The following is a 12122-nucleotide window of genomic DNA, read 5'->3' as shown; positions in this document are numbered from 1 at the left end:
GGGGCGATCTCCGCCGCGCGCCGGTGCGAACCCGGGGGTGATTCACAGCGAACATCCGCCCGCCAATTCAGCATTCGCCGCGTGCGTGCGGTCAAAATGGACTGCTGAGGAGGCTGACAGCGCGTGGCGAACGCAGGTCTGGGGTTCGGTGTCCTGGGTCCGTTGTCGGTGACCGCCGGCGGCGCCCAGCTGCCGTTGGGTGCGCCCAAACGGCGGGCGGTGCTGGCCATGCTGCTGATCCACCGCAACCGGCCGGTGTCCGTCGACGCGTTGATCGACGGGGTGTGGGGCGCGGCGCCGGTGCCGGCGGCGCGCACCAGCATCCAGTCCTATGTGTCCACCCTGCGCCGGCTGCTGCGCAGCGCGTTGCCCAACCCCAACGGGTTGCTGGCCAGTGTCCCGCCCGGCTACCAGCTCAACGTCGCCGACGCGGACTGCGACCTGGGACGCTTCCGCGGGCACAAGACCGCGGGGGTGCAGGCCGCCAGCCGGGGACGCTTCGAGGAGGCCAGCGGCCACCTGGCGGCGGCGCTGCGCGAATGGCGCGGACCGGTGCTCGACGATCTCCACAACTTCGCGTTCGTCGACGCGTTCGCCAACCTGCTGCTCGAGGAGCGCGTCGCGGCGCACACCGCCCGCGCCGAGGCCGAGATCGCCTGCGGGCGCGCCGATGGCGTGATCGGGGAGCTCGAGGCGCTGGTCGCCCAGCATCCCTACCGCGAACCGCTGTGGGCGCAACTGATCACCGCCTACTACGTCACCGAACGCCAATCCGATGCGCTCGGCGCCTACCGGCGGCTCAAGACCGCGCTGGCCGAGGGGCTGGGCATCGACCCGGGGCCCACCGTCAAGGCGCTGCAGCAGCGCATCCTGCGCCAGGAGCCGCTCGGGCCCGGCCAGCCCGGGAAGGCCGCCAGGCGGGCGATGCTGAGCACCCACAAGCAGAGCACGGTGCGGTCCGAGTCGGCGGCGGCGGTGGTCGACAATCCCGTCGTCGCCCGGTTGCGGGACAAGGCCGGGCGCCACTATCAGCTCAACGGGGTGACCACCCGGATCGGCCGGCTCGACGACAACGAGATCGTGCTGGACGACACCGAGGTCAGCCGCCACCATGCCGTCATCATCGACACCGGAACGGATTTCCTGATCACCGACATGAAATCGACCAACGGCGTCCAGGTGCGGGGCCGGCGGGTGCAGCGCAGCGCCACCCTGGTCGACGGTGACCACATCCGCATCGGCAACTCCGAGTTCGTCTTCGAAATCCGGCCCGCCTGAACGCTATTGGCCGAGCCGGGCGGCCAGCGTGGCGCGCCCAGGCCCGTCCAGATCTGCCAGCGCGGCCGGGCGCCCCGACATCGCCATCAGCAGCGCCTCGCCGGGCCCGCTCACCTGCGGCCCGTCGCCGTGCGTCCAGTCGATGTCGGTGGCGCGCAGTCGCAGGCCCCGGATCCGTCGCCCCGCACCGAGCCTGGGATTGCCGGGCACCAGCGACAGCACCCGCTGCAGCCGGTCCGGCGGCACCACCCGCGGCCGGCCCAGCGCGCGGCGGATGTCCTGGTGATGAATCGTCCCGTCGACCAGTGCGATCATTCCGCCGAAACCCGCTGTCAATCCCCGCGGTTCGAGGTGCTCGCGCAGGAACTCCAGCAGCTGTTGCGGCGTCAGGTCCGCGAACTCGTCGACGCCCACCTGGTTGGCCCGCACCACCCAGCCCTTGGCGAAGCGTTTCAGCAACCCGAAAGCCCCCAGCTCTTCATAGCTGATCACATGGGCGACAACGTCTTTCACGCTCCACCGGCTGCACAGGCTGGGCGCCTCCCAATCCCGCGGCCCCAGGGTGGCCAGGAATTCGGCGAGGTCGGCCCGCTCGGCGCGGGCCATCGCCATCAGCTCGGAGGTCATCGCGGTCGGCCGGTGCTCACAAACGCCAAACCTAGGCCGACGGCCGCCCGGCCTCAAGGGCGCTACCGGGGACGCAAGGATTTCCCAAGAATCTCTCGACCGTCCGGCAAGCCGGCCGTCGCAACCTGGTGTTGCCGGTCGGCGCGACCGGCCCTAGAGAAATACGGCAGATAGGAATCACCATGAAGGAGAAGGTCTCCAAGCTCCGCATCGCCGCGGGTGTCGGGTTGGGCGCCATCGGCTTGTCCATCGCCGGTTCGCTGATGCCGGCCGTCGCCTCGGCGAGCCCGTACGTCCCGCACAGCGGACCGCTGCACCCGGTGCGTCACTACGCCGCCAACTTCTTGAACCCGGGCTGGGCGCTCACCCACCCGCTGCGGGCCTCGGTTCCGTGATCTGAAATCGCTGACGCTGCCCCGTTTTTGGCTGTCGCCGGAGGCGGGGCAGCGTTCGTCAGTGCCGCAGCGGCGCGGGGTTCCACAGCCCGCTGCGCGTCGCCGTGCCCAGCAGCAGCTGGGCGGGCCGGGCGTCGGGATAGTACGGGGTCAGCCGTTGCAGCGAGCCCCAGTCGCGGGACCAGTCGTCCTTCAAGTAGGTGGCCATGGTGGTGGCCTTGGCCAGCAGCTCGGTGACGCCCAGCGGGCCGCCGCCGTTGTTGTCCATCACCGGCGAGTTGGCCTCGGCGCCGAATCGGTCCGGCAGGATGCGCCATTTCGGCGTCTCGTCCACGCCGTTCTGATGGCCGAACGGCCGCTGGCAGGGGAAGGCCAGGCCGACCAGCCAGTCCAGGAACACCGGGTCCTTCGACCCCACCACGTCCTGCAGGGTGCGCAGCTGGGGAATACGCGGCGGCGTCAGCGCAATCCAATGCTGCGGGGCCAGGTCTTCGTCGTCGGCGACCAACCGGACCTGGGTGGCGGCGGCCGGGATCGCCGACAGCGGCAACCGCAGGTTGCGCCAGGCCGGTGACGCGCCGACGTCGGCGAATTGGAACGAGCCGCCCGGGTGCCCGCCGGCCGCCTGCTCGTCGGTGGCCCACTGCACCTGGACCTCGCGCGGGTCGAAACGCCCGGCCGCGCTGACCACCAGCAGCGGCCGCGCCTTGTCGCGGGCGGGCAGCCGGTACCAGCCGGACCGCAGGTGGGCGGGCACCTGGATGCCGGAGCGCCAGCTGCCCAGCACCGGCGTGCGCGCCGGGTCGAGGTTGAACGGCAGCTGGGCCGACGACCCGTTGATCCCCGGCGCCGGGGTGGTGCCGCCCTCGGTGCCGGCCTGGTTGCTGCCGGTTTTCTCCTCGTCGTTGACGAAGCTGCGGTCACCCGGGCGTTCCATCACCGGGTCGGCGCGCACGTCGGCGGGAATCCCGTTGGCGGTGAAGGCTTCCGACAAACCCGCGCCCAGCGCGTCGGCTGCCGACGAGCCGGCCGGGCCGCCGACCGGCGACAGCAGGCCGGCGCTGGGGTCCTGTTCCACCAGCACGTCCTCGGCCAGGCCGCACGTCTTCCCGGTCAACGCCTGCAAATTGGAGCGGCCGACCGACCACGCCGGATACTGGTCCGTCATCGCCAAGGTCAGCGACGCCACCTCGAACACCACCAGCGCCCAGGTCGCAATTGCCAAGGGGGACTGGATGATTCCGGCCAGCCGCGCCCCCCAGCGGGTTTTCGGCGGGCCGTCGTCGGGCGCCACGAAATGGAACCAGGCCGCCAGCAGCAGCACCAGCACGGTCAGTCCGAGCAGCGCGGTGGCGAACGCGTAATGCCACGCCGGGAACGCATTCGACCACGGCACCCCGAAATTCGAGACGTACCACCAGCCGTTGACGCTGGCGAACGACAGTGCCACCAAAAACAGCACCACGGCGGCGTAGACGGTGCGGTTGCGCCGGGACCGCATCGCCGCCGCGGTCACCGCGACCGCGGCCAGCGCACCCAGCGGCCCGGCCAGCCCGGCGAACACCCCGAAGTGGTGCGTCCATTTGGTGGGGGTGAACATCATCGCGACGAACGAGATGATGGTGATCCCGACGATGCGCCGGCTCGGCCCGGTGGCGGTGCCGGGAATTCGGCCCTTGCGCAACGACATTGCGACGGTCACCGCGAGCGCGAGCACCAGCGCCAGTACGGCGAAGCGGCGGGCGACCGACCCGTCCGGGCTGGCCATGAACAGCCGCTCGTAGCGGATGTGTTCGTCGAACCAGCTCAGGCTGGGCCCGACGGCGCGCTTGAGCATGCTGGCCTGAACCTCGCCGGCCAGCGTCTGGTCGCGGAAGATCAGGATGGCGGTGACGGTGGCCGCGGCCAGCAGGGGCGCGATCAGCGGGAGCGCGCCGAATCGCGTGATCCGGCGGTGCAGGATCGTGCGCAGCGGCCCGATCGCGACCAGCAGCGCGCCGATCGAGGCGATGCCCGTCGGCCCGGAGAACAGGGTCAGCGCGCCGATGATGCAGGCGACCGCGACCGGCAGCAGCCGGCTGGTGGCCACCGCGCGTTCCACCGAGCACCAGGTCAGCAGGATGCCCAGGGCGATGATCGGCTCGGGCCGCAGGCCGTTGTCCAGTGGCAGCCACACCGCCAGGAACATGCCCGCCGCCGTCCAGGCCGCCGCCCGGTTCTGCTTGACGGCGTGACCCAGCCGCGGCATCACCTCGCGGCTGATCACCCACCAGCAGGTCAACGCCATCGCCAGGGTGGGCAGCCGCATCCAGATGCTGGTGGTGCTGACGTGCGCCCACAGCGCCAGCAGGTCGTAGTACCAGCCGAACGGCGCCTCGGGCGTGCCGAACCAGCGGTAGTAGTTGGCCATGTAGCCGGCGTGCTCGGACACCCGGGCCATGGTCAGGATGTAGCCGTCGTCGGAGGTGTTGGCGCCGACGAAATGCCACCACGTCAGCACGGCGATGACCAGCGCGTCCAGCCCGCCGATCGACCACCAGCGGGCAGGCAGGAAGCGGCGGTGCCGGGTGCCGTCGGCGGTGTCCAGGATGTGCAGCGCGACCAGCGCCGCGCCGGTCAGCACCAGGCCGAGGATCATCGCGGCCATCTTCAGCGGGGTGGGGCTGCTGCTGTAGCGGGTGTCGATGGTCGCCGAGAAGCTCAGGCCCGGCGGCGCCGGTCCGCTCAGGTCGGTGAAGACGCCGACGATCTGCGGCCGGAAGTCATAGCCGCTCTTCTCGCCGCGCAGCGGCGCGCCGGGATGCTCGGTGTTGGGGCCCTGGGTGAGCCCGACGAACTCGGCGGTGACCTTGTCGGCGTGCGCGGTGAAGGTCAACCGCTGGCAGGCCGGGCCCAGCACCTGGCTCAGCGGGGCCGTCACCACCGGGACGTTGCGCACCACCAGCACCAGGTCGTCGTTGGCCCGCACGATCAGCAGCCCGCGGTCGACCGCCTTGGGCGCCTGCTTGGGCACCGTCGACAACAACACCGTCTTGCCGGGGTTGCCCCGGCCGGCCAGCCCGGCGGCGGCCTGGCACGGGACGGTGATGTTCAAATCGGTGGCCACGTAACCGATCAGCGGCGCCTCCACGCTGCCGAAGCTGCCGTTTTGGGGCCAGTTCAGCTGGGCGGTGGTCTGGTCGACCGGCAACAGCGGGGTGGCCACCGCCAGCAGCACCCCGAGCAGCCCCGCGACAGAGGCAACCCACCGAGCGATCCGGTGATTTGCCTCCGTGTCGTGCACGGAGCTAGATGCTAGTTCTTCGGCGATGCGGGACCCGGTGTCGGTGCTCATCAGTCGTTACGCCGCCGGCTTGCGGACGGCCAGCACGAAGGGGCCGACGCGGTGGACCGCGAACCGCGGGCTGTCGAACAGCGCGGCGCGCAGCTCGACGGTGTAGCGCCGCACGTTGGGCTGGTTGGGGTAGACGTCCTCGGCCAGCCGCAGGGTGTAGGTGTTGTTCGCGCCGTGGCGCATCAAAAACACCGTCGGCGGCGGCCATGGGCAGGTGTCCAGGGCGTGCAGCAACTCGTCGGCGGTCTTGAGCTTGGACCACTTGTCGATCTGCGCGGCCCGCAGGTCGAACTGCGCGAGCGGGTTGGCGTAGTGCGAGGTCAGCCCCTGGAATCCCCAGTAGGGGTAGAAGGACAGGAAGCTGTAGTCGGCGGTCATCACCACGGTCTGGTCGCGGGGCCGGCCGGTCTCGCGGGTGATGACGTCGTCGATGCTGGCGTAGAACTTCTCCGCGCTGGGCGGCCGCCGGTCGCCGCGCTGCCCGTGGCCGTCGGTGTCGGTGTAGGCGATGGTCAGGTCCGGCCGCAGCACGTCGGGGATGTCCTGGCTGAACGCGATGGCCGCGGCCAGCCCGATCGCGCCGGCCACCGGGATGACGGCGCGGCTTCGGCGCCGCAGTGCGAGCGCGGCCTCCACGAGCCCGAACGCCCCGGCCGCCACCAACAGCACGCTCAGCGTCGGCTGCAGCCGGAAGGACAGCAGCGTGGTGCGGGCCAGCGTGGTGAGCATGGACAGCAGCGACCACAGGTAGACGGCCAGCACGCCGATGGCCAGGGCGCCCGCGCGCACCGACGCGCGGGCGCGCAGCACCAGCCACAGCGTGCCCGCCATGCAGACGACGCCGAGCAGCGTGAACTGCAGCATCGGGAAGGTCAGCTCGGCGCCGTCGGCCGGCAGGTAGTGCTGGGCGCTGCCGGTGTTGCTGACCGGATTGCGGGCCGCGCGAACCAGGAACGGCAGCCAGGTGGTGCACCCGATCGCGACCGCGATGCCGACGATGACGGCCAGCCGGCGCAGCGGCTCGAGCGCCGCGCGGACCCCGTGCCGCCGCCAGCGCAGGCCCGCCAGCCACAGCGCCATCAGCCCCACCGCGAACGCGGTGAACCCGAACAGCAGCGTGTACCAGGTGGCCGTGAAGCCCAGGAACAGTCCGGCTCCGACGACGGCGGCCCAGCCGCTCCGCGGCGTCTCGCCTGGGGCGCTCGGCGTCTCGCCTGGGGCGCTCGGCGTCTCGCCCGCCGCGAGCGTGAAGTTAGTTTCACGCTCGGCGCCGACCGTGAAGTTAGTTTCACGCTCGGCGGTCTCGGGCGCCTGGCCAGCCGCGCTCCCGGGCGCCCCGCCAGCCCGGCACTCACGCGCGCGCAGGCCCGACCAGGTGAGCACCAGCACCGGCGGCAGCAGCACGGTGATCATCGCCGAGTACGGCTCGGGTGAACCGTAGGCCAGCGTCACCGCCGCCGTCGCGGTGGTGACGATCAGCGCGTACTCGAACCGGACCATGCGCCACCACAGCACCAGCGCCACCGCGACGGCGACGGTGATCGAGGTGATGGCCCACGGCTTGAACACCTCCCACGCCGGTGTCCCGGACAGCGCGGCCGCGCGCCCGCCGATCCAGAACCAGCCTGGCGGGTAGAACGGCGGCAGCCCGAGATAGGTCATGTCGCGCAGGGCGGGACTGTCGGCCAGCCGCGTCAGGTACTCGGTGCGGAACTGCTGGTCGACGGAGATGCCGAACAAATACAGCTTGGTGGCGCCCAGCGGCATGCCGAGCGTCACCACGGTGAACGCGGACACGAACACCAGCCCACCCAGTTGAGCGAGCCGCCGGACTCGGCCGGTGAACGAGTGCCACACCCAGCCGACGGCGACCAGACCGGCCAGGCAACCGACCTGCCCGACGGTGGTCAGCGCGTGCAGTTGATTCGACGACGGGAAGGCCGGCCACTGCACCCCGGCGATGGCGGTCAGCGACACCACCGCGACGACGACGGCGACCAGCACGGCCACGGCCATCTGGCCGAGGGTGGCCAGCGCGCTACGCATGATCAGATCGGCAGTTTGCGGAAGATGGGGCGCGGGATGTGTCGCAACACCATCATCACGTAACGGAATGCTGCTGGCGCCCAAACCAATTCCTTACCTTTTGCGGCCGCGGTCACCGCTAGGTTGGCGACGTACTCCTTGTCCACGGTCAGCGGCGCTTCCTTGACGTGCGCGCTCATCCGAGTCCGCACCTGGCCGGGTCGGATCACCAGCACGCGAACGCCGTACTCGCGCAACGCCTCTCCCAGGCCCAGGTAGAAGCCGTCCAAGCCGGCCTTGGTGGACCCGTAGACGAAGTTGGACCGCCGCACCCGCTCGCCGGCGGCCGAGCTCATCGCGATGATCTGGCCGAAGCCCTGGCCGCGCATCTTCTCGGCGAGCAAGACGCCCACCGAAACCGCTGCGGTGTAGTTGATTTCGGCAGCCTGCACCGCCTTACGCTGGTCCTGCCACAGCTCTTCGGCGTCGCCGAGGATGCCGAAGGCGACGATGGCCACGTCGACGTCACCGCCCGCGAACGCCTGCTCGATCATCTTGGGGTGGGTGTCGGTGTCGGTGGCTTCGAAGTCGATCACCTCCACCGATCGCGCTCCGGCGGCCTTCATCTGCTCCACCGCGGCGTCCCGCCCCGGGTCACCGGGCATGGCGGCCAGGATGATTCGCGCGTGCGCGTTCTGCAGGTAACGCTCGCAGATGGCCAGCCCGATCTCGGAGGTGCCACCGAGCAGCAGGATGGTCTGCGGATTTCCCACGGCGTCCAGCACCATCTAGAGCAGCTCCAAACGTCGGGCCATGTCGGAGGCGAACACCCCCGTCGGATCCACCTTGCGGCGCACCGCGATCCACTCGTCGATGCGCGGGTACATGGCGTGGAAGGTTTCGGCGTTGGTGCGGGAGTCCTTGGCGGTGTACACCCGCCCGCCGAATTGCAGGACCCGCCTGTCGAGCTCGTTGAGGAACTCGTTGACCCCGGGCTTGTTGGGGAAGTCCATCGCGACGTTCCAGCCGGCCATCGGGAAGCTCAGCGGCGCGCGGTTGCCCGGGCCGAAAAGCTTGAACACGTTGAGCGCCGAGTAGTGGCCGCGGGTCTGGATCCAGCGGATGATGGCCTTGAACTCGTCCATCGCGTCCGGCGGGACCAGGAACTGGTGTTGCGCGAAACCCCTTGGGCCATAAGCATTGTTCCAGCCGCTGACCAGGTCGAGCATGTGATAGAACTGCGACAGGTTCATGATCTTGCCGGTGTAGGTGCCGCCCAGCCGGTAGTACACCTCACCGATCGCCATGAACGACAGCTTGTTCATCGCGCTGACCGGGAACACGTCGGGCACCGTCAACAGCTGCGGCGCATCGAATTTCAGCGGGTTCTTGGCCAGCTTCTTGGGCAGCTGGTCCAGCCGGGCCAGGCTGCCGCGGCTCACCGCGGCCCGGCCGAGCTTGGGCGGCGGGCTGATCAGGTCGAACCAGGCGCTGGAGTAGGTGTAGTCGGCTTCGCTGCCGTCCAGGTGCACGGCGACGGTTTCGTCGAGGTCCTTGGTGGCCATCCCGTCGGCGATGAAGTACGCCGTCTCGGTCGGGGTCATGGCGATGGTGGCGCGCAGCACGATCCCGGTCAGGCCGTTGCCGCCGACGGTGGCCCAGAACAGCTCGGCGTCGGAAGCGTCCGGGCCGTCGGGGGTGATGGTGCGCACGGTGCCGTCGGCCATCAGCAGCTCCATGGAGCGCACGTGGTTGCCGAAGCTGCCGGCGCTGTGGTGGTTCTTGCCATGGATGTCGCAGGCGATCGCGCCGCCGACGGTGACCTGGCGGGTGCCGGGCAGCACCGGGACCCACAGCCCGAACGGCAGCGCCGCCTTCATCAGCTGGTCCAGGCTGACGCCGGCGTCGACGTCGACCAGCCGGGTGTCGGCGCTGATCGAGTGGATGCGGTTGAGCCCGGTCATGTCGATCACCAGGCCGCCGCCGTTTTGGGCGTTGTCGCCGTAGGAGCGGCCCAGCCCGCGCGCGATCACGCCGCGGCTCTTGGAATGACCCGAATCGGCGACCCGGGCGACGGCCTTGGCGATCACCTCGGGGTCGCGGGTTCTGAGCACCTGGGCCACCGACGGGGCGGTGCGCCCGAAGCCCGTCAGCCGGGCGGGCGTGATGAGGGGATCGGTGCTCGACATCGTGAAAGAGGGTACCGCTCGCACAAGAAGCCTCAGCGGATGCGGAAGATGACGGCCCGCTGCACGACGAAGTTGATCACCGTCGCGGTGCCCTGCGCGATCACGAAGGCGACGGGGATCGCCCAGCCCCGGTAGTGCAGAAACGCCAGGCACAGATGGTTGAGCCCGACCTGCACGGCGAAGGTGACGGCGTAGAGCGCCATCACCGCGACGAACCGGGCGGTGCTGGGAGCCGCCTGGAAGGTCCACCGGCGGTTGATCAGGTAGGCGGTGATGGTGCCGACGATGAAGCTGATCGCCTTGGCCACGTCGACCTGCACACCCACGACCTTGTAGAGCGTCGCGTACAGGCCGAAGTCGACGATGCCGGCCAGGCCGCCGGTGACGACGAAACGCATGACCTGGGTGGTCAGTTTCAGGTTCGGGCTGGCAACCATCGAGGGGAGTCTAGGGCAGCTTGACCGCGATCAGCTCGACCTGCTTCTCGCCCTGCGGCGTCGGATAGGTCACCGTGTCGCCGGGTTGGCGTCCGGCAAGGGCCTGAGCCAGCGGGCTGCGGGCGGTCAACGTCTCGCCCTCGCGGCCGACCGGTGTCTCTTCGACGATGGAGATCACTTGCATGGTGACCACTTCGCCGTCGGCGAACCGCAAGGTCACCTCGGTGCCGCCGGGCAGCGTCGCCGAGGTGTCGGCGTCCGGCGGCCCGGCCCGCAGCCGCCGGTCCAGCTCGTTGATCCGGTCGGACAGCACCACCAGCTCGTCGGCCCGCTGGATCGCCTCGGCCGCATCGCCGTGATCGCCCACCATCCCGCGGTCATTCTTGACCTCGACCTCGAGGCGGTCGCGACGCTGCCGCAGCCGGTCCAGCTCGGCTTCCAGGTTTTTGCGCGCCGCGTCCGCCGGCGATTGGCGTTTGTTGGTCACGTCGGTGGACCTTTCGTCCCGCTTGCTCAGGTGGCGTTTCAGTGTGACACCACGGCGTGGCGGCCCGCCACTGTCAAAGCCCTCGAAACGACAAGGGCGGCGGATCGTTGTTGGGCAACGACCGCCGCGCCTCGGCGCTGATGCGCGACTCATTGAGCCGCGCACCCGGGCGGCGTGCTCCTGGGCCCGGGTTCGTTGCCGGACAGGCATCATCGCGCCGCGGTCCCGCTGCGATGCGGGCAGCGAGGTGGGCAACGTCGGAGTTCCGGGCAGGCGGTCAACGCTGGAAAGTAAAGTCCGCCAGGGGGTTTGGTGGTGTAGCCGTGCCCGGTCGGCAACGTCGAACGCACTGTGCCGTCGGTGGCGGCAGAGCAGCTTGAGGTTCGACGGATGCGTCGGGAAGGGCGGAAACGGCAGGTCGACGGCCGCAGACCAACTGTCTCACCGGGCTACGGCATGCCACGGCGGATACATGGCCTCCAGCCCGTCGGCGGCGGTCGCCGCGATGGTGCTGCGCACCATGCAGCGCGGCTGGTGCGCCGGCCACGGCCGGCCGCGATGCATGGTCGCCCGGTTGTCCCACATCACCACGTCGCCCGCCCGCCACGAGTGCAGGTAGCTCGCACCGGGGGCGGTCGCGGCCTCGGTCAGCGCCGCCAGCAATTCTCGCGCCGCGGCCGGCTCCATACCCTCGATCCCGTACGCGTGCGACGCGAGGTAGAGCGCCTTGCGGCCGTTGACCGGGTTGCGCCACACCAGGCGCCAGCATTGCGGCGGCAAGGCCGCCCGCTCCTCCGGGCGGGCCAGGTCGGGCGCGATCTTGCCGCGCGAATAGGCGTATTCGTGCCAGGCGAACGAATTCTCCACCCGTTCCCGCAACCCGGGATCGAGCCGTTCGAACGCGATCCGGGTGGAGACGTACTCCGTCTCGCCGCCGCGCCCCGGAACGATGCGTGACGACAGCACCGACGCCAGCGCCGGCACCCGCTTGAACGAACTATCGGTGTGCCACAGCTGATTCGCCTTGTTTTCCAGGGCGAGCCGGTGATCGGCTGGCACCACGTTGCCGTCGTCGTCGAGGGTCTTGAGGACCACGAGGTGGCTGCCGTGGCCCACCGCACCCACCTTGGTCACCCTCAGCGGGCCGAACCGGCGCGAAAAGGCAAGCTGCGCTTCATCACTGACGTGCTGGTCCCGGAAGACCAGCACCGAATGCTCCTCGAACGCCGCGCGCACCTGCGCGTAGACGTCCGGCGAAGCCGCGACATCCGCGATCGTCACCCCGCGCAGTTCCGCGGCAAAGCCCGGTCCCGACGCCACGATCTCCATCGGCGTCCTCCGTCCTGTCGC

At 70.1% G+C, this 12122-nt stretch carries 10 protein-coding genes; 2 read left to right on the top strand and 8 right to left on the bottom strand.

Features of this window, described 5'->3' with window-relative positions; all coding sequences use genetic code 11:
* The first annotated feature begins 123 nt into the window (after positions 1-123).
* On the top strand, positions 124-1278 hold the full coding sequence (locus tag MAA44156_RS01245; RefSeq protein ID WP_009974470.1) for a BTAD domain-containing putative transcriptional regulator: 1155 nt from the start codon (positions 124-126) through the stop codon (positions 1276-1278).
* A 3-nt stretch (positions 1279-1281) separates the two neighbouring features.
* Here MAA44156_RS01245 and MAA44156_RS01240 read toward each other — a convergent pair whose 3' ends face one another.
* Positions 1282-1905: a maleylpyruvate isomerase family mycothiol-dependent enzyme gene (locus tag MAA44156_RS01240; protein WP_003872588.1), complete on the bottom strand. Its 624-nt coding sequence runs from the start codon at positions 1903-1905 to the stop codon at positions 1282-1284.
* A gap of 182 nt (positions 1906-2087) precedes the next feature.
* Here MAA44156_RS01240 and MAA44156_RS01235 point away from each other — a divergent pair, with 182 nt between their 5' ends.
* Entirely contained in the window at positions 2088-2300 is a 213-nt protein-coding gene (locus tag MAA44156_RS01235) for a hypothetical protein (RefSeq protein ID WP_003872589.1), read from the top strand.
* A gap of 58 nt (positions 2301-2358) precedes the next feature.
* Here MAA44156_RS01235 and MAA44156_RS01230 read toward each other — a convergent pair whose 3' ends face one another.
* The 7 genes from MAA44156_RS01230 to MAA44156_RS01200 form a co-directional block, all read right to left on the bottom strand.
* Positions 2359-5634, bottom strand: coding sequence for an arabinosyltransferase domain-containing protein (locus MAA44156_RS01230; RefSeq protein ID WP_009974473.1), 3276 nt, complete (start codon positions 5632-5634; stop codon positions 2359-2361).
* A 6-nt stretch (positions 5635-5640) separates the two neighbouring features.
* Positions 5641-7680, bottom strand: a complete 2040-nt coding sequence (locus tag MAA44156_RS01225; protein ID WP_009974481.1) for a galactan 5-O-arabinofuranosyltransferase — start codon at positions 7678-7680, stop codon at positions 5641-5643.
* A gap of 2 nt (positions 7681-7682) precedes the next feature.
* Positions 7683-8447 (bottom strand): decaprenylphospho-beta-D-erythro-pentofuranosid-2-ulose 2-reductase, encoded by a 765-nt coding sequence (gene dprE2 / locus MAA44156_RS01220; RefSeq protein ID WP_003876962.1) that lies wholly within the window; start codon positions 8445-8447, stop codon positions 7683-7685.
* A complete protein-coding gene (dprE1, locus tag MAA44156_RS01215) occupies positions 8448-9848 on the bottom strand; it encodes a decaprenylphosphoryl-beta-D-ribose oxidase (protein ID WP_009974485.1) in 1401 nt (466 codons plus the stop codon). It lies immediately after the preceding gene.
* 32 nt (positions 9849-9880) lie between these two features.
* Entirely contained in the window at positions 9881-10246 is a 366-nt protein-coding gene (locus tag MAA44156_RS01210) for a GtrA family protein (protein WP_024636663.1), read from the bottom strand.
* 49 nt (positions 10247-10295) lie between these two features.
* Positions 10296-10772, bottom strand: a complete 477-nt coding sequence (locus tag MAA44156_RS01205; protein ID WP_009974487.1) for a GreA/GreB family elongation factor — start codon at positions 10770-10772, stop codon at positions 10296-10298.
* Between the two features lie 441 nt (positions 10773-11213).
* Positions 11214-12101: a TauD/TfdA dioxygenase family protein gene (locus MAA44156_RS01200; protein ID WP_009974489.1), complete on the bottom strand. Its 888-nt coding sequence runs from the start codon at positions 12099-12101 to the stop codon at positions 11214-11216.
* Between the last annotated feature and the right edge of the window lie 21 nt (positions 12102-12122).

It is taken from the genome of Mycobacterium avium subsp. avium (assembly GCF_009741445.1).
GTDB lineage: Bacteria > Actinomycetota > Actinomycetes > Mycobacteriales > Mycobacteriaceae > Mycobacterium > Mycobacterium avium.
Note: the sequence above shows the minus strand (reverse complement) of the source record. Positions and strands in the feature narration are given on the sequence as shown.